This window comes from Stenotrophomonas rhizophila (genome assembly GCF_000661955.1).
Lineage (GTDB): Bacteria > Pseudomonadota > Gammaproteobacteria > Xanthomonadales > Xanthomonadaceae > Stenotrophomonas > Stenotrophomonas rhizophila.
In genome coordinates this window covers 3,860,585-3,882,381 of record NZ_CP007597.1, presented here as the reverse complement: position 1 = coordinate 3,882,381, position 21,797 = coordinate 3,860,585, and the positions used below count along the sequence as shown (strand labels likewise).

The following is a 21,797-nucleotide window of genomic DNA, read 5'->3' as shown; positions in this document are numbered from 1 at the left end:
CCGATTATCGCATGCAGGCGCTGCGTGCCCTGCAGCGCCTGGCCGTTGGCAGCGGGGGCATCAACGCACCCGGGTCGGCGTGACCTGCGCCTGCTGGTAATCGGCCTGGCCGCGCACCAGCGTCCAGCCCACCACCTCGGACGTCGTGGCCTGCAGGCCCTGCTCGAACGCGCGGGCGACATCGGCGGTGGCGGTACTGGGCACCGGCTGCTCCTGGCGGAACGTGCGGTCGGCGACCACGCGCTGGTCCACCACGTGGATCAGCTTGGCGTTCACTTCGATCAGCGCGGTGGGCGTGGCCTGGCCGCGGTAGTCGGCTTCGAAGCGGCGCACATCCAGGGCCAGCTTGTAGTCGGCGCGGATGCCGGTGGTGGCGCGGGCCACCCCTTGGATGCGGCCGGAATCCTCGAAGCCGCGCACCAGGGCGTCATCCAGCATGTCGGTGGCCGGCTGTGCCCAGCTCACGCCCTTGTACACCTCCAGCTCGGAGGGGGAGGGGCGCACGTTGATGCGCGGGCTGTCGACCACGCGTGCGGCGCTGGGCTTGACCAGCACCAGCTGCCAGTCGACCTTGGGCCAGCTGGGGTCGGCCTGGATGCGCACGACCGGGGAATAGATGGTGACTGCGCTGCGTTCGTTGCTGCCCAGCAGCGAGCAGCCGCCCAGCAGGGCGAGCATCGCCGCCGGCAACAGGATCCGGGTGAGAGTCGGGCGGCTCATTTGGGTTCGAACTCCTTGGGCGCGTCACGGCCCAGCAGATAGCGTGCCGGGTTGTTGTCGAGGCGGTCGCTGACCCGGCGCAGGTCGCGGATCAGCCCGCGCAGCTCGGTCAGGGTCGGGCCAAGCTGGGCCAGGCCATCGTTGGCGAAGCTGTTGATCGCCGCACGGTTCTCGCCGAGGATCGAATCGGCATTGCCGGCGGCCGAATCCAGCTTGCTCAGGGTGGTTTCCAGCTTGTCCAGGATCGGCGGCAACTGCTGCACCAGGTTCTTGTCCAGGCGCTGGATGGTGCCGTTGGTGCTCTTGAGGGTGACATCCAGGCTGCGCGCGGCGTCGCGCGCGCTGAGCAGCAGCGCCTGGGTGCCCTGGTCGCGGTCGGCCAGGCCGCCGCTGATGGTTTCCAGGTTGGCCAGGGTGGCGTTGATGCTGGCCACGTTGCGGTCGCTCAGCACCTGGTCCATGCGCTCGACGATGCGGTTGGCCACGTCGGTGATGTTCTGCAGCGCCGAGGGGGTGGTCGGAATGATCGGCGCCGGGTCCTTGTTGACCGCGGTCAGCGCAGCGGCCTGCGGGGTGCCACCGCTGAGCTGGATGATCGACGGGCCGGTCAGGCTGGTGATGGCCAGCTTGGCGCGGGTGTCGGTCTTGATCGGCGTGTTGGAGTTCAGGCGGATGCGGGCCACCACCTGGCGCGGGTCGTCCGGCACCAGGTTCAGCTCGGTGATCGAGCCGACCGCGATGCCGTTGTACTGCACCGGGCTGCCCACCGTCAGGCCGGTGACGGCTTCGCGGAAGACCACCCGGTACTCGGTCCAGGTGCGGTCGGAGGAGTACTTGGCTGCCCACAGGCCGAAGGCCAGCAGCGCCAGTCCCACCACCAGGGTGAAGGCGCCGATCAGTACGTAATTGGCTTTGGTTTCCATGGCTTACTCGATCTCGTTCTTTGCGCTTCGCGCCGCGCGGGCGCGTGGTCCGTGGAAATACTCCTGGATCCACGGGTGGTCCAGCTGTTCGATCTCGTGCAGCGGTGCGTTGGCGATGACCTTCTTGTCGGCCAGCACCGCCACCCGGTCACAGATGGCATACAGCGTGTCCAGATCGTGTGTGATCAGGAAGACGGTCAGGCCCAGCGCTTCCTGCAGGGTCTTGATGAGCCGGTCGAAGGCGGCCGCGCCGATCGGGTCCAGCCCGGCGGTGGGTTCGTCCAGGAACAGCAGTGGCGGATCCAGCGCCAGCGCACGGGCCAGGCCGGCGCGCTTGCGCATGCCGCCGGACAACTGCGAGGGCAGCTTGTTGATCGCATCGGCCGGCAGCCCGGCCAGCTTCACCTTGAGCAGGGCCAGTTCGTAGTGCCAGCGTTCGGGCAGTTCGCGGTGGTGTTCCTTCAGTGGCACCTGCACGTTCTCGCCCACGGTCAGCGACGAGAACAGTGCTCCGTCCTGGAACAGCACGCCGGTATTGCGTTCAATATGCAGGCGGCTGGCCGGGTCGCTGGAGCGTGCATCCACGCCCAGTACCTCGATCTGGCCATCGTCGGGCTCGCGCAGGCCGAGGATGCTGCGCATCAGCACCGACTTGCCGGTACCCGAGCCGCCCACCACGCCCAGGATTTCACCGCGACGCACGTCCAGGTCGACGCCGTCGTGCACCAGTTGCGCACCGAAGCGGTTGACCAGCCCGCGCACGCGGATCACCAGGTCGGGATCGGCGCTGGCGGGCGCGCTGTGGTCGGCGGCAGGGGCGGTGTCGAGGGTCATCCGGTTACCAGCCCATCTTCATGAACCACAGCGCGGCGAACGCGTCGAGGATGATCACCAGCGAAATGGCCTGGACCACACTGGAGGTGGTGCGCTCACCGACCGACTGCGCGGTGCCTTCCACCTTGAGGCCTTCCAGGCAGCCGATCAGGCCGATCACCAGCGCGAACACCGGCGCCTTGGACAGGCCCACCAGCATGTTGCGCACTTCCATGGTCTCGTACATGCGCGCGATATACATCTGCGGCGGAATGCCGAGATCGAACGCGCCCACGGTGACGCCACCGGCGAGGCCGGCCATCATCGCGATGAAGCTCAGCAGCGGCAGGGTGATCAGCAGCGCGACCAGTCGCGGCAGCACCAGCAGGTCGATCGGGTCCAGGCCGAGGGTTTTCATCGCATCGATTTCTTCGCGCGCCTTCATCGCGCCGATCTGCGCGGTGAAGGCACTGGCGGTGCGGCCGGCCAGCACGATGGCGGTGAGCAGTACGGCGAATTCGCGCAGGAAGGCGATGCTGACCAGCTCGACCACGTAAATCTCCGCGCCGAAGTCGCGCAGGATGGTCGAGCCGAGGAAGGCGATGACGGCGCCCACGAGGTAGGACAGCAGGGCCACCAGCGGGACGGCATCCAGCCCGACCTGTTCCATCTGGGCCACGGTGGCGGTAAGCCGGAACCGGCGTGGCTCTTTGATCAGGCGCGCGCCTTTGACCAGGTTCTCGCCGAGGAAGCTGGCCAGCGCCACGATGTTGTGGCCCATGCCGTGCACGCTGACGCCCAGGCGTTCGAGCGCGGCCAGGACGCCGAAGTCACGCTTGGGCCGGGGACGGTCGTCGGCGACTTCTTCGATGGTGCACACCAGCGCGCGGTGTTCTTCGCGGAAGGCCAGGGCGTCTTCGCCCAGGTCGGCACGCCGCGCCACGCGCAGGACCTGCAGCACGCCGGCCGAGTCGAGCACGGTGATGCCGCTGGCGTCGATGCCGGTGAGCGTGTCGGGAATGCCGCGCAGCACTTCGGCCGCGGCCAGCGCGGTATGCAGGGTCCAGTGGCCGGACAACCGGACCAGGCCGGGGTCCTGCGCATCCTGTTCGAGATGGGGGGCGTGTGTGTGCGTCATGGGCGTCCTGCCGCGCAGCATACCTTGTCCGTGTAGACGGCAAGTGTGTGGCAGGCAACATGAATGTTCAGCCGGGCAGGCTTCGGGTAATACTACGAAACATGTCCGCCGATACCGCCACCATCGTTACCCCCCAGGCCACCTACGCGCAGCGCGTGGCATTCGTATCGGAAATGGCCGGGCGCCTGCACAGCTATGGCACGACGGCGCAGCGGCTGGAGGCGGCAGTGGTCGCGCTGGCGCAGCGGCTGGACCTGGATTGCGAGCCGTGGTCGAACCCGACCGGGCTGATCCTGAGTTTCAGCGACCCGACCAAGGCGATCGGTTCGTCGGACATCACGCGGGTGATCCGGCTGGCGCCGGGCGAGAACGACCTGCATAAACTGAGCATCGCCGACCAGATCACCGATGCGGTGGCCAACGGTACGATGAGCATCGCGCAGGGTCACACGGCGCTGCGGCAGTTGGACAAGGATCCGGGCCGGCGCGGCAAAATCCGGATGATCCTGTCCTACAGCCTGGGTGCGGCGGGCGTGGCCGGTTTGTGGAAGCTGCCGTGGCTGGATATCGCGACGGCGGGGATGATCGGGTTGTTGATCGGGCTGATGACGCTGTACACCGACCGCCGGCCGGCCAGCCGGGAGGCAAGCGAGGCGTTGGCGGCGCTGCTGGCCGGTACGGTGGCGGCGCTGGTGGCGTCGTTCCTGGGGCCGTTGAATCTCAATACGGTGATCATCGCGTCGCTGGTGGTGATGCTGCCCGGGATGTCGTTGACCAATGCGGTGAACGAGCTGGCGAGTCAGCACTGGGTTTCGGGGACGGCGCGGTTTGCCGGTGCGATCACGACGATTCTGAAACTGACGGTGGGCGCGGTGATCGCGGTGACGCTGTCGGGGATCATCGGGCTGGACCCGCAGGTGCGGGCCTCGCGGCCGCAGGCCGACTGGGTGGAATGGAGCGCGCTGTTGGTGGCGGCGTTCGCGTTCGCGATGTTGTTCAAGGCCAATCGGCGCGATTATCCGTGGGTGATGGCAGCCTCGGTTGCCGGTTATGCGATTTCGAAATTCGCCGGGCAGGCATGGGGGTTGCCGGCGGGTATTTTCATGTCGGCGATGGTGATGACGGCGGCGGGCAATCTGTTCGGTCGGTGGGTGCAGCGGCCGGGCGCGATCATCCGGTTGCCGGGGATCATCATGCTGGTGCCGGGCAGTACGAGTCTGCGCGGGGTGCTGACGCTGGTGCAGCAGCAGGACATGAGCGCGGGCCAGACGGTGCTGATGACGGTGCTCAATGTGGTGATGGCGCTGGTGGCCGGGCTGCTGTTTGGCAATCTGCTGGTGCCGGCGCGGAAGAATCTCTGACCGTTTGGATCAAGATCCAAATCCAAGTCCAAATCCAAATCCAAATCAAGTCCAAGTCCAAGTCCTTGTAACCTCCTGCATCGTGCTGGGCCGGGGGGTGTGGGTTCCCGGGACACGCCGCAAGTACGTCCGTGTAGGCTCCGTCGGCGCATCCATGCGCCTCAGGGTCCCGGGAACCCACACCCCCCGACCCTCGACAGTTGGCTGGTGGCCATTGGCCAGGCAAAGGCAAAGGCAGAAGCGGAAACTGGCTTCGGTCGGCCAGCCGCTTCTCGCTTTTTCGGTGGGTACCGACCCACTGTCAGAGGGCGGGTACGGGTGGGTTGGCGGGACCGTTGGGCGCCATGGGTCCGGCGCATGCGCCGGACGGGTTGGGCAGGACGCCCAACCCCGGTCTTGCCGTTTGTGCAGGACTGCACAAACGAGCAAGGCGCTCACGAGCCTTATCTGATCGGAATCTGGCAGTTTAGGTGTCGAGAGCCGGCGTGGGCCGCCGTGTGAGCCTGGATCTCGACGATCGCCGTGTAGCTTGGCGCCCACGCCGGAATCTCCCTTGATCCGCCCGAACAGTTGCTGGAGCTGTCACTCGAAGCGATAAGACTGGGCAAGCGGGGGAGCTCTCGACCCTTCCAGACTATACGGAGTCGGGCGATGAACGGGATCGGGATTGATGTAAGCAAGCGCCGGCTGGATGTTGGAACCTCCGACGGCCAAACCCTGCAGGTCAGCAATGACCCCTCCGGTTTCGCTGAATTGGACCTCTGGCTGAGGCAGCGCCCGAGTAACCAGATCGTGCTGGAGGCCACCGGTGGCTACGAACAGCCTGTGCTGGATTTTCTGCACAAGGCCGGTCATCCGGTGGTTCGGGCCAATGCCTTGCGGGCGCGGAAGCTTGCTCAGGGGCTGGGCCAGAGGGCCAAGACCGACCGCTTGGATGCCTATGCATTGGCACAGATGGCCACGCTGGTGAAGCTGCCGGCCTATCAGCCGTTGGAGGCTTGGCAGCAGAAACTGCGGGAGTTTGTGCGGGCACGTCGACAGATGATCCAGGCCTTGGCCGTCGCGCGACAGCAGCAGGAAATGGTGGGTGATCGTGAACTGCGCCGGCTTTTGCAGGCCAACATCACCCACCTGAAGACACTGGTCAAACGCCTGGGAAAGCAGATTGCCGAGCAGCTCGCTCAACAGCCCCAGCTCACGGTTCTGAAGTCGATGAAGGGCGTGGGGCCGGTGGTACAGGCGGTGCTGGCCAGCTACCTGCCTGAGCTGGGCCATATCAGTGGAAAGGCCATCGCCAGCCTGGTGGGCGTGGCGCCGATGTCCCACGACAGCGGGACGATGCGTGGAAAACGAAGCATCCACGGCGGTCGAGCCGAGATCCGTCAGGTGCTTTACATGGCCGGCATGTCAGCCCTGCAGCACGAACCGCGCATACGGGACTTTTACCGGTCGCTACGGGCCCGCGGCAAGGAGGCCAAAGTAGCCATCGTGGCGGTAATGCGAAAGATGCTGGTGATCCTCAACGCCCGCGTGCGCGACGCTCAAAGCGGACCGATCCCCGCCTGAAGCGCGCCCGGGCACATCTCCAACGGCTGCCGGCCAGCGGCCGGCACTACCGTGCCCGTCTGCTGGAGGGGCCGAAGCCTCCTCCAGCAACACAGTTGCTACACGGACGTACTTGCGGCGTGTCCCGCCAACCCACCCGTACCCGACCCAGCCAGCGGAAGCGCGCACTCGCACGCGCATTTGCGGCTGTTGATTTAGCGTCTGGCGTTGCACGCAGAACGTCCATCAGCGTGAGAGAAAACTCATAAAAAACGCCGGCTTTCGCCGGCGTTTTGAGATTCGGTTTCTGATGAAACCAGAATCGATTACTTCTTGATCAGGAACTCTTCGACCTTCTTGCCCTTGGTCGTCAGCGCCGCCAGCCAGCGCGGCTGCTTGCCGCGGCCGGTCCAGGTTTCCTTCGGGTTGGCCGGGTTGCGGTACTTCGGGGCAACCTTGCCCAGCTTGCGCACGGCCTTCTTGGCCGGGGCCTTGGTGGCCTTCGCTGCACGGCCGCGGGCCGGGGCCACGCCGCCGAACACCTCTTCGATCGAATATCCGTGCGCCTTCGCCAGCTTGGTCAGCTGCGCGCGCACCTTGGTTACCGCCGGGCGCTTGGCCACGATGGTCTGCTGCTTCTTCGCGTTCTTGATCAGGGCGCCCAGCTCTTTGGCGGACAGGCCACTCAGGTCAATGCTCATCAACTACTCCGGAATCTATTTAAGGACGGGGTGGGCCAGTCCTTGGCGTCGGCGACAGCATACATATCCCATCGGGTGCTGCACAGAGTTAACCGGGATATTCAATCGGAAGGCGCAAAAGAAAAGCCGGGATATTCCACCCGGCTTTCTTCGATCCCCTGTTTCGGTCAACCCGCCAGGCGGGCCAGCAGCGTCTCGCGGTCCAGGCTCTCGGCCTCGCTCGCGCTGCGCGACCGGTACTCGTAGGTCCCGGCGGCCAGCCCGCGCTCGGACACCACCACCCGGTGCGGCACACCGATCAACTCCATATCGGCAAACATCTGGCCCGGGCGCAGACCCCGGTCGTCCAGCGCCGCGTCCAGCCCGGCCGCCTGCAGCTGCGCCAGCAGCTCGCCCGCCGCGGTGGCCACCGCCTCGTCCTGCTTCGGGTTGATCACGCAGACCACCACCTGCCACGGGGCCATCGCCGCCGGCCAGATAATCCCGGCCTCGTCGTGGTTCTGCTCGATTGCCGCCGCCACGATGCGCGAAATGCCGATGCCGTAGCAGCCCATCGCCATTACCGCCGCCTTGCCGTTCTCATCCAGCACCGTGGCCTTCAGCGCCTGCGCATACTGGCGGCCCAGCTGGAACACGTGGCCCACCTCGATACCGCGCGCGATCTTCAGCTCGCCACCGTCGCTGGCGCGGTCGCCGGCCTTCGCATTGCGGATGTCGGCCACGTCCGGCTCGGGCAGGTCGCGGCCCCAGTTCACCCCGGCAAAATGGAAACCGGCCTCGTTGGCGCCGATCACGAAGTCGGCCATCGCCGCCACGTCGCGGTCGGCCACGATGCGGATCGGCTTGACAGGGTTCAGCGGGCCCAGGAAGCCCGGCTCGCTGCCCAGGTGCGCGGCGATCTCCGCTTCGCCGGCCATGCGGTGACCCTGCAGGCCCTCCACCTTGCCCAGCTTGATCTCGTTGACCTCGTGGTCGCCACGGACCAGCGCCAGCACGAACCCGGCTTCGGTCATCAGCGCGATCGACTTCACAGTGCGCTCCAGGCCCAGCCCGAGCAGCTCGGCTACCGCTTCGCAGGTCTTCTGGGTCGGCGTTTCCACCTTGCGCATCGCCTCGCTGGCCGCACCGCGGGCGCCCGGGGCGGCGGCCACGGCCGCTTCCATGTTGGCCGCGTAGTCCGAGCCGGTGGAGAACACCAGCGCGTCTTCGCCGGAATCGGCGATCACGTGGAATTCCTGCGAGGCGTCGCCGCCGATCGCGCCGGAATCGGCCTGCACCATGCGGAAATCCAGGCCCAGGCGGGTGAAGATGCGGCTGTAGGCCGCCTTCATGTTCTCGTACTCGCGCACCAGGCAGTCATCGTGCAGGTGGAAGGAGTAGGCGTCCTTCATCAGGAACTCGCGCGAACGCATCACGCCGAAGCGCGGGCGGATCTCGTCGCGGAACTTGGTCTGGATCTGGAAGAAGTTGACCGGCAGCTGCTTGTAGCTGGAGAGCTCCTGGCGCGCGAAGTCGGCCGCGGCCTCTTCGGCGGTGGGGCTGTAGCAGAACACCTGGTCCTTGCGGTCCTTGATCTTCAGCAGCTGCGGGCCGAACTTTTCCCAGCGCCCGGTGGTTTCCCACAGTTCCTTGGGCTGGATGGTCGGAATCTGGAATTCCACCGCGCCGGCGCGCTCCATTTCCTCGCGCACGATGCGCTCGACCTTGCGCAGCACGCGCAGGCCCAGCGGCGACCAGGTGTACAACCCCGAGGCCAGCTTGCGGATCATGCCCGCGCGCAGCATCAAGCGGTGGCTGGTGAGCTCCGCGTCACTGGGGGTTTCCTTGGTGGTGTGCAGGTGGAACTGGGAGAGGCGCATCGTCGGCTTCGCTGAACGGCAGAAGCCGATATTCTGCCAGCCCGGCCGCCGCCCTGCCCATCACGGCCGCCACACACCTGGCAGCCATGCCCCGGGCTTACTCAGGCGCCGGGCTTGCAGTAGGCCTTGATCGCCGCCTCGGCCAGGTTGCGCTGCGCGCCGCGCTGCTCGTCGCTGAGGGCGGTTTCGGCCTTGCCGTCGCCATCGGTGTCCTGCATGACCGCGCCCTTGCCGTCCAGCAGGGTCAGGTTGCTGCGCGCGGTGGTGCAGTCGGCCGACTGCGCCGGTACCGCGGCGGCCGTGGCCGGGCGGGCGACCGGGTCGCGCCCTTCCACCTTGCGCGCTTCGTACTTCTGGCCGGTCGGGGCCTTCTCCGAATACTGGGTCACGCCGTTGGCGTCCTTCCACTTGTAGACAGTACCGGCCTGGGCCGAGGCGCTGGCGAGCAGCAGCAGGCAGCACAGCGAGGGCAGGGCACGCATGGCAACTCCGGGCATCAGGGCAAGGCGCCGATTGCAGCACCCCGGCCCGGCGCTGGCAAGCCGCCGGCGACCGGCGGGCCGGTGGGTACCGGCAACGGTCACCCGGCCCCGGAAGCACCGGGCTGCCCCAAAGGCCACCACACCCACTAAACTGGCCGGTATGGATCAGATGAAACCCCCGCCGCGCTCCCGCAGCATCTACCTGCTGCCCAACCTGTTCACCACCGCAGGCCTGTTCGCCGGCTTCTACGCGATCATCGCCGCGGCCAATGGCGACTTCGTCAATGCGGCCATCGCCGTGTTCGTGGCGGCGGTCATGGACGGCCTGGATGGCCGCGTGGCCCGGCTGACCGGGACCAGCAGCGAATTCGGCGTGCAGTACGACTCGCTGGCCGACCTGGTCAGCTTCGGCATGGCCCCGGCGCTGGTGATGTACCACTGGTCGCTGTCGTGGCTGAAATTCGATGACCCGGTCTGGGGCCGGGTCGGCTGGGCGGTGGCCTTCCTGTATGCGGCCTGCGCCGCGCTGCGCCTGGCCCGCTTCAACACCCAGGTCACCGTGGTCGACAAGCGCTGGTTCGTCGGCCTGGCCAGCCCGGCCGCCGCCGGGCTGATGATGTCCTTCGTGTGGGCCTTCGCCGATGGCAACCTGGGCTGGGATGGCAATCAGCTGCGCTATGTGTCGTTGGGCGTGACCCTGGTGGCGGCGTTGCTGATGGTCAGCCGGATCCGCTTCTGGAGCTTCAAGGGCAGCGGCGAACGTGGTCCGCGCGCCGATCGCGTGCCGTTCCTGGCGCTGGCGCTGGTGCCCATCGCCATTGCCATCATGGTCATCGACCTGCCGCGGGTGCTGTTTGCCGTCGGCATCGTGTACGCCCTGTCCGGCCCGTTCTACTGGCTGTGGCAGCGCGCCCGCAAGACGGCCGAGCCCCGCGCGTGAGCGAGGCCGGCCTGCCGCCGCTGTGGTCGCCGGCGCAGCAGTCGTGGCTGCAGGCGATGGGCTACACGGTGTTCGTGGACGGGCAGATCGACGAGGTCGCCCCGGCACCGATCACGCTGAGCGTGGCCGCCCATGCCGCGCCGGCCGAGCGCGCCGTGGCGCCACCCGCGCCCGCATCGGCAGCGGATACTCCGGTGCACGCCGCGCCACCGCCGCGGCGCAGTGCGCCGACCAGCATCGATGCGCCGGCCGTCGCGGGCAGCGGCAGTGCCGGGGACACCCCGGCAGCGACGCGCGAACGCAGCCCCGGCCGCCGCCCGGCCGTGCGCATGCCCGACCGCCTGCAGATCGCCCTGCTGCGGGCGTCCGGCTGCAATCCCGCCGAGCCGGAGACGCAGGCGTTGATGGCCGGGTGGAACCTGGACGACCTGCGCGGCAATGCCGCCGCCAAGCGCGCGCTGTGGCCGCAACTGCGGGCCCTGCGCAAGCGGGGCCGGCCGTGAGCGCGGTCAGCTCGCCCCGCCCACTGGCGTTGCGCGCGCTGCGCGAAAGCGATATCGACACCCTGATGCCGATCGAACTGCGCGGTTACCCGTTCCCGTGGACGCGCGGCATTTTCGTGGACTGCCTGCGTGCGGGCTACCCGGCGCTGGCGCTGGAGGACGACGGCGTACTGGTCGGCTACGGCGTGCTCAGCATCGCGGCCGACGAAGCCCACGTATTGAATGTGTGTGTGGATCCCCAGACCCAGTCGCGCGGCCTGGGCCGGTTTCTGTTCCGCGCGCTGGTCCAGCTGGCACGCGACCACGGCGCCCAGCGCGTGTTCCTGGAAGTGCGCCCGTCCAACACGCCGGCGGTGGCGCTGTACCACAGCGAAGGCTTCAACGAGATTGGCCGCCGCCCGCGCTACTACCCGGCCCGCGAGGGGCGTGAGGATGCCCTGGTGATGGCGATGGAGCTGGTGGACGACGACATCCAGACCATGCCGCCGCTGTAACGGCGCAAGGCAGCCGACCAACGGTCGGCTCTACCAACCGTCGTAGAGCCGATCGTTGGTCGGCTGCACGCAACGCCAGACCGGGGCCACACACGCCCGGCGCACCCTCACGCCACCCGCAACACCGCCGCGCCCGCAACGATCAACCCCGCCGCGATCCAGCGCATCCGCGTCACCCGCTCGTGCAGGACGAATGCGGAGATCAGGATGCCGAACAGGATCGAGGTTTCGCGCAGCGCCGAAATCATCGCCACCGGTGCGATGGTCATGGCCCACAGCGCCAGCCCATACGAGGTCAGCGTGCCGATCCCGCCGACCACGCCAAAGCCCGCGTTTTCCCGCGCGTAGGCCCACAGTCGGGACGCACGCGTGCACACCGCCCACACCGGCAGCGGCAACCCGGACAACAGAAACAGCCACAGCGTGTAGCTGAGCGCCGCACCGGACTGGCGCGCGCCCCATGCATCGACCAGCGTGTAGGTGGCGATAACCCCGGCATTGAGCAACGGCAGCCACAGGTGCTGGCGTGCGCCGCCGCGTGCCATGCACAGGATGCCCACACAGATCAGTGCGATGCCGCACCACGCCACCGCATGCAGGCGTTCCCCCAGGAACATGGTGCCCACCAGCGCCACCAGGATCGGTGCGCAGCCGCGCATCAGCGGGTAGGACGCGCTCATGTCGGTCACCCGGTAGGTGCGCGCGACCAGAACGTAATAGAGGACCTGCAACACCGTGGAGGCGGCCAGCCATGGCCAGCTGCGTGGCAGCGGCGCGGGCACGAAGGGCAGCAGGAGGGCCGCGATCAGCGCGGCCGACCCGGTGACCAGAATCGTGGTCAGCAGCGTATCGCTGCCGCGTTTGACGATCGCATTCCAGCTGGCATGCAGCAGGGCAGCGAACAGCACGGTACAGAAAATGGAGAGTGACATCGTGTCGGCAGGCACGCATTCCATGGACGAACACGCATCATGCCCCGGTAGAGCCACCCCATGGGTGGCTGCATCCATCGTCCCACCCGGCAGGTACCGACCATGGGTCGGTACCCCCAGGCAAACACCGCCGCGTTACAACTTCGCGCGCTGCTCGACGAGGCCGGCCAGCTGCGCGGTCCATTCCACCAGACGCACGCGTTCCTGCTCGACCACCGCGGCCGGCACCTTGTCGGTGAACTTGCCCAGCTTGGTCTGGCTCTTCTCCTTCTCCGACTCCACCCGGGCAATTTCCTTGTCCAGGCGGGCGCGCTCGGCGCCCAGGTCGACCAGGCCTTCCAGCGGCACCAGCAGCTTCAGCTCACCCACGATGGCCGCCGCCGACGGCGGGGTATCGGCCGCGTCGGCCAGCCAATCGATGCGCGCCAGCTTCAGCAGGAACGACAGCGAGGCCGTGAAGCGCGCCACGCGGGTGCGGTCGTCTTCGGTGCCACCCTGCAGCAGCAACGTGACCTGCTTGGCCGGCGGCACGTTCAGTTCGCTGCGCACGCGGCGCAGCGCGTTGACCATGCCCTTGAGCCATTCCACGTCGGCCTCGGCACGGGCGAAATCGCCCGCGAATTCTTCTGCCGTCGGGTACGGACGCAGCGACAGGGTGTCTTCGCCCAGGCCCAAGCGCGGGGCCACCTGGCGCCACAGCTGCTCGGTGACGAACGGAATCAGCGGGTGCAGCAGGCGCAGCAGTGCTTCCAGCACGTACAGCAGGGTGTGGCGGGTGCTGGCCGCGTCGTCGGCGTTGTCGCCGTTGAGCGCCGGCTTGGTCAGTTCCAGGAACCAGTCGCAGAACTCGTTCCAGGCAAACTCGTACAGGCACTGGGCCAGCAGGTCGAACCGGTAGTTGGCGTAGTGCGTCTGTGCCTCGGCCGACACCGCCGCCAGGCGCGCCAGGATCCAGCGCTCGGCATCGGTGCGCGGCTGCGGCACGCCGGTGAAGCTGCTGCCCTCGGTGTTCATCAGGGTGAAGCGGCTGGCGTTCCACAGTTTGTTGCAGAAGTTCTTGTAGCCCTCGGCGCGGCTCATGTCGAACTTGATGTCGCGGCCGTGCGTGGCCAGCGCGGCAATGGTGAAGCGCAGCGCGTCGGCACCGTGGGCAATGATGCCGTCGGGGAATTCCTTGCGCGTGGCCTTCTCGATCTTCGGCGCATCCTTGGGCTTCATCAGCCCGGTGGTGCGCTTGGCAACCAGGTCTTCCAGCGAGATGCCGTCGATGATGTCCAGCGGGTCGAGCACGTTGCCCTTGGACTTGGACATCTTCTGACCCTGCGCATCGCGGATCAGGCCGGTCATGTAGATGTCCTTGAACGGAATCTTCCCGGTGAAGCTGTCGGTGGCCATGATCATGCGGGCCACCCAGAAGAAGATGATGTCGAAGCCGGTGACCAGCACCGCCGACGGCAGATAGCGCTCGAAACCACGGTCGGCCATCGCCTGTTCGTTCGGCCAGCCCAGGGTGGAGAACGGCCACAGCTGCGAGGAGAACCAGGTTTCCAGCACGTCGCTGTCCTGGTGCAGGGCGACGTCGGCGCCGACGTTGTTGCGCGCGCGCGCATCGGCCTCGTCGCGGCCGACGTAGCAGTTGCCCGCGTCATCGAACCACGCCGGAATGCGGTGGCCCCACCACAGCTGGCGGCTGATGCACCAGTCCTGGATGTTCTCCATCCAGTGGCGGTAGGTGTTGATCCAGTTGGCCGGAACGAACTGGATGCTGCCGTTCTCGACCAGCTCCAGGCCGCGCTTGGCCAGCACGTCCATCTTCACGAACCACTGGTCGGTGAGGTAGGGCTCGATCACCTGCTGGGTGCGGTCGCCGCGCGGCACCTGCAGCTTGTGCGGCTTGGTTTCGACCAGGATGCCCAGGTCTTCCAGCTCGGCCAGGATCACCTTGCGCGCTTCGTAACGGTCCAGCCCGCGGTATTTCTCCGGGGCGTTGTCGTTGATGGCGGCCACCGGGGTGAACAGGTTGATCATCGGCAGGTTGTGGCGCACACCCACCTGGTAATCGTTGAAGTCGTGCGCGGGGGTGACCTTGACCACGCCGGTGCCGAACTCGCGGTCCACGTAGTCATCGGCGATCACCGGAATTTCGCGGTCGGTCAGCGGCAGCTTGACCATCTTGCCGATCAGGTGCGCGTAGCGCTCGTCTTCGGGATGCACCATCACCGCGGTGTCGCCCAGCATGGTTTCCGGGCGGGTCGTGGCCACGGTCAGCGTGCCGCTGCCATCGGCCAGCGGGTAGCTGATCGACCACAGGAAGCCGTCTTCTTCCACGCTCTCCACTTCCAGGTCGGAAATGGCGGTCTTCAGCACCGGGTCCCAGTTGACCAGGCGCTGGCCGCGGTAGATCAGGCCCTGCTCGTGCCAGCGCAGGAAGGCCTCGATCACCGCTTCGGACGGCTGCGGGTCCATGGTGAAGGTGCTGCGCGACCAGTCGGCCGAGGTGCCCAGGCGGCGCATCTGGCGTTCGATGGTGTCACCGGAGAACGCCTTCCACTCCCAGACCTTCTCGATGAAGCCCTCGCGGCCCAGCGAATCGCGGGTCTCGCCCTTGCCTTCCAGCGCCAGGTTGCGGCTGACCACCATTTCGGTGGCGATGCCGGCGTGGTCGGTACCCACCTGCCACAGCGTGTCGTAGCCGCGCATGCGGTGGTAGCGCACCAGCGCGTCCATCAGGGTCTGCTGGAAGGCATGGCCCATGTGCAGCGTGCCGGTCACGTTCGGCGGCGGCAGCAGGATGGTGTACGGCTCGCCCTTGCCGGACGGCTTGAAATGGCCGGCCTTCTCCCACGCGTCGTACAGCGCGGTTTCGAAGGTTTTGGGGTCGTAGCTGGAGGCGAGTTGGGTCATGCGGGAACCAGGATCGAAGACGGGAGGTGGGGGTGCCGGAACATCAGCGCCCGAGGGCGCGCTGGATCTTCTGGTCGGTATGGAACTGCGAAACCGCGTAGGCGGCCCAGATCGCGGCCGGAAGCCAGCCAATCAGGGTGATCTGCAGGATCAGGCAGAGGATGCCTGCGAACGGGCGGCCAATGGTGAAGAAGGCGAACCAGGGAAAGATCAGGGCGATCAACAGGCGCATCAAGGGTCTCCGGGCTCGGTGGCGGCGCCACGGCGGGCGCCGCGCGGGTTACATGTCGTACTTGTTCAGGTCAAAGCCCAGCGCCTTGTACTGGCGCCAGCGCTCGCGCAGCGGTTCGCGCGCTTCCGGGTCGGCCGGCACCACTTCCAGCACCCGGTCGCACTCGGCCAGGTACGGGTCGTCGCGCAGGTTGATCACCAGCGGGCGCGCCGGGGCCGGCGTGCCGGGCACGGCGATCAGCACCAGCGCCTCCTCCTCGTCCATGTCCTCACCGGCGATCTGGTGCGGGATGTAGGCCTCGTCGTCGAACGACCACAGCAGCTCGTCCAGCTCCTCGGCCTGGGCCTGGTCGCGTGCCAGCACCAGGGTGAACAGCCCGGCGTCGTTGGCCTTGCGGGCCAGCTCACAGACCAGGCGCAGCGGCTCGGTCAGGAAGCGGGGCTTGGCGATCAGGTAGAAATCAGCACGGGACATGGGCAGGCCAGGAGCGAAAGGGAAGGCCCGGCAGCAGGCCGGGCGGGATCGGGGCGGCGCTCAGGCCCCCCGATCGGGCACGGCATCAGGCGCGGGCGACCTGGTCCAGCAGCCACTGGCTGAGCAGGCCAACCGGGCGGCCGGTGGCCATGCCACGCTTGCCTTCGTCGCTGGCAACGCCGGCGATGTCCAGGTGGGCCCAGCGCTGGCCTTCGGCGAAGCGCGACAGGAAGCAGCCGGCGGTGATCGCGCCGGCCCAGCGGCCGCCGATGTTGTAGACGTCGGCGAAGCTGGAATCCAGCATCGGCTGGTACTCGTCCCACAGCGGCAGGCGCCAGGCGCGGTCGAACACGTGCTCGCCGGCGGCCAGCAGTTCGTTGGCCAGGTCGTCGTGCTTGGTCATCAGGCCGGCGGTCTGGTGGCCCAGGGCAACCAGGCAGGCACCGGTCAGGGTGGCCACGTCGACCAGCGCGGCCGGCTCGAAGCGCTGCGCGTAGGTGAGCGCGTCGCACAGGATCAGGCGGCCTTCGGCGTCGGTGTTGCCCACTTCGATGGTCTTGCCCGACATCGAGGTGATCACGTCCGACGGGCGGTAGGCATTGCCGTCGATGGCGTTTTCCACCGCCGGCACCACCACCACCAGGTTCAGCGGCAGCTTGGCGGTGACCGCCGCGACGAAGGTGCCGATGACGTTGGCGCCACCGCACATGTCGTACTTCATCTCCTCGATGCCGCCCTGGGTCTTCAGGTTGACGCCGCCGGTGTCGAAGGTGATGCCCTTGCCGACCAGCACGTAGGGCTTGGCGTCGCCGCCGTTGCTCCACTTCAGCACCACCAGGCGGGGGCGGTTGGCCGAGCCGCGGGCCACGGCCAGCAGCGAGCCCATGCCCAGCGCTTCCATCTGATGCTCGTCCAGGATCTCCGCCTCGGCGCCGGCGTGGGCCTGGGCGAAGGCAACCGAGGACTCGGCCAGGTAGGCCGGGGTGCACAGGTTCGGCGGCAGGTTGCCCAGCTCGCGGGCGTACTGCACGCCAGCGGCGATGGCCTGGCCCTGGGCCAGGGCCTGGGCGTCGGTACCGGCGATGGCCAGCTGGGTCAGGCCGGGTTCGTCGGCCTTCTTCTTGCCCAGGGTGGCGCTGTAGCGGTAGGCGGCGTGGTCGGCGGTGATGATGGCCTGGCGGATGTTCCAGGCGGCATCGCGGCCCTTGACCTCGAGTTCGGTCAGGGTGAACAGCGCGTGGTGGTTGACCCCGCTCTTCAGGGCGCGGCTGGCATCGCCCACCGCCTTGAGGTACTGCGGGACGCCGAACTTGGCCGGTTCGCCCAGCCCCACCACCAGCACGCGCGGGGCGGTGACGCCCGGCAGGTCGTGCAGCAGCGTGGTGTTGCCGGTCTTGCCGCCGACGTCGCCGCGGGCCACCAGGGCCGTCAGGCGACCGCCCGAAGCGGTGTCCAGGGCCTGTGCCGCCGGGCTCAGGGTCTGGTCGGCATAGGCGCCGACGATGACGCAATCGAACGCGGCCGAGGCCGGCGTTGCGTGGTTCAGGGTGAATTCCAGGGCCATTGATCAGATTCCGTTGGCAAATCCGTACAATCGCGAGCTGTTTACGTCCCGTCAGTAGACTGGGCAGCACCGCGAACGAATCCGAGAGTTTAAACCACCGCCCCATGTCGAAGCTCGATCGCTATCTCCTGCGTGATTTCGTCCAGAGTTTCCTGGCCACTTTGATCGTGCTGCTGGTGGTAAGCGTCGGTGGTGTCCTGGTGGACATCCTCGGCAATATCGCCGACGGCCGCGTACCGGCCCGCCTGCTGTTCTCGCAGCTGGGCCTGCAGTTCATCGTCTATATGCCGCTGATCCTGCCGCTGGCGCTGATGCTGGGCCTGCTGCTGGCCACCGCCCGGCTCTACCGGGACTCGGAAATGGCGGTGCTGACCGCCATCGGGGTGGGGCCAAAGCGGCTGCTGCGCCCGGTGCTGATGCTGGTGCTGCCGGTGGTGGGCCTGATCGGCCTGTGCTCGCTGTGGCTGGGCCCCTGGGCCGACCGCACCAGCGAGACCATGATCGTGGAAGCCAACCGCAGCGTGGCCATGGCCGGGCTGGAGTCGGGCAAGTTCACCAACCTGCCCAACAACGGCGGGGTGGTCTACCTGTCCTCGCTGTCGCCGGACGGTACCCGGCTGGGCAAGGTGTTCCTGCAGCGGCAGAAGGACGACCGCATCGAGGTGGTGTCGGCCGACCACGGCCGCATGTTCTTCGAGGGCGAGCGCCAGCGCTACCTGGAGCTGGACGACGGCCACCAGGTGGAAGGGCCGGCCAACGGCGCGCTGGACTACAAGCTGATGACCTTCGCGCGCAACGACGTGGCCATGCCCGACGGCGCCGACACCCGCCAGAAGGATGACCCCGAGCTGCTGCCCACCACCCAGCTGCTGGGTGACGCGCGCCCGGCGGCGCAGGCGCAGCTGCATTCGCGCATCACCCCGCCGCTGATCGCGCTGGCGTTCGCGCTGATGACGCTGCCGCTGGCGCGCAGTTCGCCGCGCCAGCAGCGCTACGGGCGGATGATGCTGGCATTCCTGGCCTACCTGGTGGGCATGAACCTGATGTTCATCGGCACGCGCTGGATCGCCGATGGCAAATTGTCCGGCAGTGTCGGTCTGTGGTGGCTGAGCCTGCCGCTGCTGGCGCTGGCGATCTGGATGTACCTGCGTGACGGCAAGCTGTCGCGCCCGCGGAGGACCGCATGAAGCTTCGCCCGATGCGGTTTGATCTTTATCTTGGCCGGTCGGTGTTCGGCACGGTGCTGCTGACCTGGGCCGTCCTGTTGGGGCTGGACGTGGTGATGGCCTTCTCCGGCGAATTCAAGGACGTGGGCAAGGGCGGCTACACGATCGGCCATGCGGCCGCGTGGGTGCTGTACACGGTGCCGCGCCGGGCCTACACGTTCTTCCCGACGGCAGCGGTGATCGGTTCGCTGATGGGGCTGGGGCAGCTGGCGGCGACCTCCGAGCTGACCGCGCTGCGCGCGCTGGGCCTGTCGCGCAAGCGCCTGAGCGCGTCGGTGGCGATCGCGCTGTCGCTGTTGACGGCGGTGATGGTGTTGACCGGCGAGACGCTGGCACCGTGGGCGCAGAGTCGGGCCGACGACATCCGGATGAGCGCCAAGTGGGGCAACGACATGGCGGTGGCCCGCTATTCGGGCGTGTGGGCACGCGAGGGCGATACGTTCCTCAACGCGGGCGCAGGCGACGAGCAGCTGCTGCCGGGCGGTGGGACCAAGCTGGTGCTGCGCGATGTGCGGCTGTACAAGATCGGCGACGACGGCAAGCTGGCGTCGTTGACTTACGCGGGCACGGCCGAGCATGGTGATACGGGCTGGGTGTTGAACAAGGTGCGCCGGGATACGTTCGGGGAGCGCTCGGCGACGCGTGAGACGGTGGAATCGGAGCCGTGGAATTCGAAGCTGGATGCGGCGGCGCTGGCCAGCGGCATGTCCAAGCCGCGCAACCTGCGCGCGGCCGACCTGCGCACGAGCATTGAGTACCGCAAGCGCAATGGGCTGGATGCGCGCGATTACGAGGACATCTACTGGAGCCGGTGGTTCTACCCGGTGAACGTGCTGGCGTTGTGCCTGGCGGCGGTGCCGTTCGCGTTCGGCTCGCTGCGCAGCGGCGGGATGGGCAAGCGGTTGTTCCTGGGCATCCTGTTCGCGCTGGGCTTCTGGCTGCTGCAGTTGTTCTTCGGGCGCATGGCCGGTGCGTTGAAGTTCGATTACCGCATTGCCTACGCACTGCCGCCGATCGTGATGCTGGTGGTGTCGGGGATGCTGTTCCGGCGCAAGTCGGGGTAACGCGGCGTCCATCGTTGTGCGGTGACCCGCTCTGGAAGGTGCGTCGTGTGTGGCCGGAATGGCGCCGCCCGGACCAGCTCCCCGCAGAATCTTCCCCGCCCAGGTAGTGCCGGCCGCTGGCCGGCTCCCCGCAGAATCTCCACCGCCCAGGTAGTGCCGGCCGCTGGCCGGCTCCCCGCAGAATCTCCCCGCCCAGGTAGTGCCGGCCGCTGGCCGGCTCCACGGAATCTGTCAGGCAGTATCGGGAGCCGGCCAGCGGCCGGCACTACGCTGATGCGTCCGGCGGTATCGGGGGCCGGCCAGCGGCCGGCACTACGCTGATGCGTCCGGCGGTATCGGGGGCCGGCCAGCGGCAGGCACCACCGTGGGGCGCGGTCAGCGCTTGGGCAGGCGTCGCATGCGCGTGCCGCTGGCGCGGTCGTGCCAGGTCAGGCGCTGGCGGTCGATCAGTGACCACCACAGGCCGAGCCCGCCGAGCAGAACCGAGACGGTGCCGACGGTGTAGCGCAGCCATAGTTGCCGGCGGGTGGGGGCGGTGCCGTCGGTGCTAGTGACCTGCAGGCGCCAGGGACGCATGCCCAGGGTCTGGCCGCCACGGCGCCAGCTCAAGGTGGCGTACAGGCCGGTGACGATCCAGCAGCACAGCCAGAGCAACCATTGCAGCGCGCTGAAGGGGGCGATGTTGTCGCGCTCGGCGTGGCCGGACAGCGTGTAGCCCACGGTGAACAGCGTGCCGGCCAGCATCCACAGCGCCAGCGCGGGGAACAGGTCGTAGAGCAGCGCCAGGAGGCGCCACAGCAGCAGGCTGGCGGGGCGGTCGGTGGCGGCAGCGGGAGCGGTGGTGGTGGCCATGGGCCGAGCATACCTGCGCCATGGCGCCGGTTCGATGGCCGCCCCGTGTTCGGCTCCGTATGCTGGTCGCATGTCCGATGCCTCTACCCCCGCGCTGCGCCGCCAGCTGGTGCAGCAACTGCCGCCCCTGCGCGATGCCGACAACGTGCTGATCCAGCGTTTCCTCGATGCGATCTGGGCCGAACAGGGCCTGGCACAGGCCAGCCTGGACAGCTATCGACGCGACCTGGAGGGCGTGGCGCGCTGGCGCGATGGCGCTGCGGGCGGGTTGGCAGCGATCGACCGGACCGGCCTGTTCGACTACCTGGCCTGGCGTGCACGGCACGGCTGGTCGCCGCGCAGCAACGCGCGCCTGCTGTCGGCGCTGCGCGCGTTTTTCGCCGATGCCCTGCGCCGCGGGCAGCGCAGCGAGGACCCCAGCGTGCTGCTGGATCCCCCGCGGTTGCCGCGGTTGCTGCCCAAGGCGCTGGCCGAAAGCCAGATCGAGGCACTGCTGGATGCGCCGGACATCGACACGCCCCTCGGCCTGCGCGACCGGGCGATGCTGGAGCTGATGTACGCCGCCGGCCTGCGCGTAAGCGAACTGGTGCAGCTGCCGGCCAATGCGGTCAACCTGCGCCAGGGCGTGCTGCGGGTGACCGGCAAGGGCAGCAAGGAACGGCTGGTGCCCTTGGGCGAGGAATCCCAACATTGGCTGGAGCGCTACTTGGCCGAATCGCGGCCGCTGCTGGCCGGCAAGCGCGCGGTCCCGGCCGGGGCCGACGGCTCGGTGCCGATGTTCCTGGAACCGTCGCTGCACCCGCTCAGCCGCCAGCAGTTCTGGGCGCTGGTGAAGAAGTACGCGGCGCTGGCCGGGATCGATCCGGTGCGGATCAGCCCGCATGGGCTGCGCCACAGCTTCGCCACCCACCTGCTCAACCACGGCGCGGACCTGCGGGCGCTGCAGATGCTGCTGGGCCACAGCTCGCTGTCCACCACCCAGATCTACACGCTGGTGGCGCGTGAGCACCTGCAGAAGCTGCACGCCCGGCATCATCCGCGCGGCTGACCTCGCGGGCGGGCCGGCGGGG

General features: G+C 67.9%; 20 protein-coding genes and 1 pseudogene. 8 read left to right on the top strand and 13 right to left on the bottom strand.

Going from position 1 to position 21,797, the window contains the following annotated elements:
* Positions 1 to 60 precede the first annotated feature (60 nt).
* Genes DX03_RS16985 through DX03_RS16970 form a run of 4 tightly spaced genes read right to left on the bottom strand, consistent with a single transcriptional unit; the run spans position 61 to position 3,594 of the window.
* On the bottom strand, positions 61 to 720 hold the full coding sequence (locus DX03_RS16985; protein ID WP_038690608.1) for an ABC-type transport auxiliary lipoprotein family protein: 660 nt from the start codon (positions 718 to 720) through the stop codon (positions 61 to 63).
* The gene (locus DX03_RS16980) at positions 717 to 1,643 is read right to left on the bottom strand and encodes an MlaD family protein (RefSeq protein ID WP_038690607.1); all 927 of its coding nucleotides are present in this window, start codon (positions 1,641 to 1,643) and stop codon (positions 717 to 719) included. The genes DX03_RS16985 and DX03_RS16980 overlap by 4 nt, the downstream gene beginning before the upstream one ends.
* A gap of 3 nt (positions 1,644 to 1,646) precedes the next feature.
* On the bottom strand, positions 1,647 to 2,477 hold the full coding sequence (locus tag DX03_RS16975) for an ABC transporter ATP-binding protein (protein ID WP_038690605.1): 831 nt from the start codon (positions 2,475 to 2,477) through the stop codon (positions 1,647 to 1,649).
* Between the two features lie 4 nt (positions 2,478 to 2,481).
* Positions 2,482 to 3,594, bottom strand: a complete 1,113-nt coding sequence (locus DX03_RS16970; RefSeq protein WP_038690603.1) for an ABC transporter permease — start codon at positions 3,592 to 3,594, stop codon at positions 2,482 to 2,484.
* Between the two features lie 101 nt (positions 3,595 to 3,695).
* On the opposite strand from DX03_RS16970, the gene DX03_RS16965 reads away from it, so the two are divergent.
* Positions 3,696 to 4,955 (top strand): threonine/serine exporter family protein, encoded by a 1,260-nt coding sequence (locus DX03_RS16965; RefSeq protein WP_038690601.1) that lies wholly within the window; start codon positions 3,696 to 3,698, stop codon positions 4,953 to 4,955.
* A 651-nt stretch (positions 4,956 to 5,606) separates the two neighbouring features.
* On the top strand, positions 5,607 to 6,521 hold the full coding sequence (locus DX03_RS16960; protein ID WP_038685553.1) for an IS110 family RNA-guided transposase: 915 nt from the start codon (positions 5,607 to 5,609) through the stop codon (positions 6,519 to 6,521).
* 308 nt (positions 6,522 to 6,829) lie between these two features.
* Here the strand turns inward: DX03_RS16960 and DX03_RS16955 are convergent.
* The 3 genes and pseudogenes from DX03_RS16955 to DX03_RS16945 all read right to left on the bottom strand — a co-directional run.
* Positions 6,830 to 7,201, bottom strand: a pseudogene (locus DX03_RS16955) (H-NS histone family protein); the annotation flags it as partial.
* A 167-nt stretch (positions 7,202 to 7,368) separates the two neighbouring features.
* A complete protein-coding gene (locus tag DX03_RS16950; protein WP_038690598.1) occupies positions 7,369 to 9,060 on the bottom strand; it encodes a proline--tRNA ligase in 1,692 nt (563 codons plus the stop codon).
* A 101-nt stretch (positions 9,061 to 9,161) separates the two neighbouring features.
* Entirely contained in the window at positions 9,162 to 9,542 is a 381-nt protein-coding gene (locus tag DX03_RS16945) for a DUF4124 domain-containing protein (RefSeq protein WP_038690596.1), read from the bottom strand.
* A gap of 160 nt (positions 9,543 to 9,702) precedes the next feature.
* Here DX03_RS16945 and pssA point away from each other — a divergent pair, with 160 nt between their 5' ends.
* Genes pssA through rimI form a run of 3 tightly spaced genes read left to right on the top strand, consistent with a single transcriptional unit; the run spans position 9,703 to position 11,479 of the window.
* A complete protein-coding gene (gene pssA, locus DX03_RS16940) occupies positions 9,703 to 10,482 on the top strand; it encodes a CDP-diacylglycerol--serine O-phosphatidyltransferase (RefSeq protein ID WP_038690594.1) in 780 nt (259 codons plus the stop codon).
* 56 nt (positions 10,483 to 10,538) lie between these two features.
* Positions 10,539 to 10,985: a hypothetical protein gene (locus DX03_RS16935; RefSeq protein WP_081797343.1), complete on the top strand. Its 447-nt coding sequence runs from the start codon at positions 10,539 to 10,541 to the stop codon at positions 10,983 to 10,985.
* Complete coding sequence (rimI, locus tag DX03_RS16930; RefSeq protein ID WP_038690590.1) at positions 10,982 to 11,479, top strand: ribosomal protein S18-alanine N-acetyltransferase; 498 nt, start codon at positions 10,982 to 10,984, stop codon at positions 11,477 to 11,479. The genes DX03_RS16935 and rimI overlap by 4 nt, the downstream gene beginning before the upstream one ends.
* A gap of 107 nt (positions 11,480 to 11,586) precedes the next feature.
* Here rimI and DX03_RS16925 read toward each other — a convergent pair whose 3' ends face one another.
* From DX03_RS16925 to DX03_RS16905, 5 genes are all read right to left on the bottom strand, one after another.
* Positions 11,587 to 12,411, bottom strand: coding sequence for a DMT family transporter (locus DX03_RS16925; protein ID WP_038692529.1), 825 nt, complete (start codon positions 12,409 to 12,411; stop codon positions 11,587 to 11,589).
* Between the two features lie 135 nt (positions 12,412 to 12,546).
* Positions 12,547 to 15,315: a valine--tRNA ligase gene (locus DX03_RS16920; RefSeq protein ID WP_038690588.1), complete on the bottom strand. Its 2,769-nt coding sequence runs from the start codon at positions 15,313 to 15,315 to the stop codon at positions 12,547 to 12,549.
* 43 nt (positions 15,316 to 15,358) lie between these two features.
* Positions 15,359 to 15,547, bottom strand: coding sequence for a YqaE/Pmp3 family membrane protein (locus tag DX03_RS16915; protein ID WP_038690586.1), 189 nt, complete (start codon positions 15,545 to 15,547; stop codon positions 15,359 to 15,361).
* A 48-nt stretch (positions 15,548 to 15,595) separates the two neighbouring features.
* A complete protein-coding gene (locus DX03_RS16910) occupies positions 15,596 to 16,021 on the bottom strand; it encodes a DNA polymerase III subunit chi (RefSeq protein WP_038690584.1) in 426 nt (141 codons plus the stop codon).
* Between the two features lie 85 nt (positions 16,022 to 16,106).
* Entirely contained in the window at positions 16,107 to 17,585 is a 1,479-nt protein-coding gene (locus DX03_RS16905) for a leucyl aminopeptidase (protein ID WP_038690582.1), read from the bottom strand.
* Between the two features lie 104 nt (positions 17,586 to 17,689).
* Between DX03_RS16905 and lptF the strand changes: the two genes are divergently transcribed.
* Both lptF and lptG read left to right on the top strand, forming a co-directional pair.
* Positions 17,690 to 18,772, top strand: coding sequence for an LPS export ABC transporter permease LptF (gene lptF, locus DX03_RS16900; protein WP_038690580.1), 1,083 nt, complete (start codon positions 17,690 to 17,692; stop codon positions 18,770 to 18,772).
* Positions 18,769 to 19,875 (top strand): LPS export ABC transporter permease LptG, encoded by a 1,107-nt coding sequence (lptG, locus tag DX03_RS16895; protein WP_038690578.1) that lies wholly within the window; start codon positions 18,769 to 18,771, stop codon positions 19,873 to 19,875. Before lptF ends, lptG begins: the two co-directional genes overlap by 4 nt.
* Before the next feature lie 375 nt (positions 19,876 to 20,250).
* On the opposite strand, the gene DX03_RS16890 is transcribed toward lptG, so the two are convergent.
* Entirely contained in the window at positions 20,251 to 20,727 is a 477-nt protein-coding gene (locus DX03_RS16890) for an RDD family protein (RefSeq protein ID WP_038690576.1), read from the bottom strand.
* 70 nt (positions 20,728 to 20,797) lie between these two features.
* Between DX03_RS16890 and xerD the strand changes: the two genes are divergently transcribed.
* Positions 20,798 to 21,775, top strand: a complete 978-nt coding sequence (gene xerD, locus DX03_RS16885) for a site-specific tyrosine recombinase XerD (RefSeq protein ID WP_038690574.1) — start codon at positions 20,798 to 20,800, stop codon at positions 21,773 to 21,775.
* Positions 21,776 to 21,797 lie beyond the last annotated feature (22 nt).

Coding starts and splice junctions, on each gene's coding strand:
- DX03_RS16965 (WP_038690601.1), top strand. CDS start 3,696: ATGTCCGCCGATACCGCCACCATCGTTACCCCCCAGGCCACCTACGCG.
- lptF (WP_038690580.1), top strand. CDS start 17,690: ATGTCGAAGCTCGATCGCTATCTCCTGCGTGATTTCGTCCAGAGTTTC.
- DX03_RS16890 (WP_038690576.1), bottom strand. CDS start 20,727: ATGGCCACCACCACCGCTCCCGCTGCCGCCACCGACCGCCCCGCCAGC.
- DX03_RS16950 (WP_038690598.1), bottom strand. CDS start 9,060: ATGCGCCTCTCCCAGTTCCACCTGCACACCACCAAGGAAACCCCCAGT.
- DX03_RS16960 (WP_038685553.1), top strand. CDS start 5,607: ATGAACGGGATCGGGATTGATGTAAGCAAGCGCCGGCTGGATGTTGGA.
- DX03_RS16910 (WP_038690584.1), bottom strand. CDS start 16,021: ATGTCCCGTGCTGATTTCTACCTGATCGCCAAGCCCCGCTTCCTGACC.
- DX03_RS16975 (WP_038690605.1), bottom strand. CDS start 2,477: ATGACCCTCGACACCGCCCCTGCCGCCGACCACAGCGCGCCCGCCAGC.
- DX03_RS16985 (WP_038690608.1), bottom strand. CDS start 720: ATGAGCCGCCCGACTCTCACCCGGATCCTGTTGCCGGCGGCGATGCTC.
- DX03_RS16935 (WP_081797343.1), top strand. CDS start 10,539: ATGGGCTACACGGTGTTCGTGGACGGGCAGATCGACGAGGTCGCCCCG.
- DX03_RS16920 (WP_038690588.1), bottom strand. CDS start 15,315: ATGACCCAACTCGCCTCCAGCTACGACCCCAAAACCTTCGAAACCGCG.
- DX03_RS16970 (WP_038690603.1), bottom strand. CDS start 3,594: ATGACGCACACACACGCCCCCCATCTCGAACAGGATGCGCAGGACCCC.
- lptG (WP_038690578.1), top strand. CDS start 18,769: ATGAAGCTTCGCCCGATGCGGTTTGATCTTTATCTTGGCCGGTCGGTG.
- DX03_RS16915 (WP_038690586.1), bottom strand. CDS start 15,547: ATGCGCCTGTTGATCGCCCTGATCTTTCCCTGGTTCGCCTTCTTCACC.
- pssA (WP_038690594.1), top strand. CDS start 9,703: ATGGATCAGATGAAACCCCCGCCGCGCTCCCGCAGCATCTACCTGCTG.
- DX03_RS16905 (WP_038690582.1), bottom strand. CDS start 17,585: ATGGCCCTGGAATTCACCCTGAACCACGCAACGCCGGCCTCGGCCGCG.
- DX03_RS16980 (WP_038690607.1), bottom strand. CDS start 1,643: ATGGAAACCAAAGCCAATTACGTACTGATCGGCGCCTTCACCCTGGTG.
- xerD (WP_038690574.1), top strand. CDS start 20,798: ATGTCCGATGCCTCTACCCCCGCGCTGCGCCGCCAGCTGGTGCAGCAA.
- DX03_RS16925 (WP_038692529.1), bottom strand. CDS start 12,411: ATGTCACTCTCCATTTTCTGTACCGTGCTGTTCGCTGCCCTGCTGCAT.
- DX03_RS16945 (WP_038690596.1), bottom strand. CDS start 9,542: ATGCGTGCCCTGCCCTCGCTGTGCTGCCTGCTGCTGCTCGCCAGCGCC.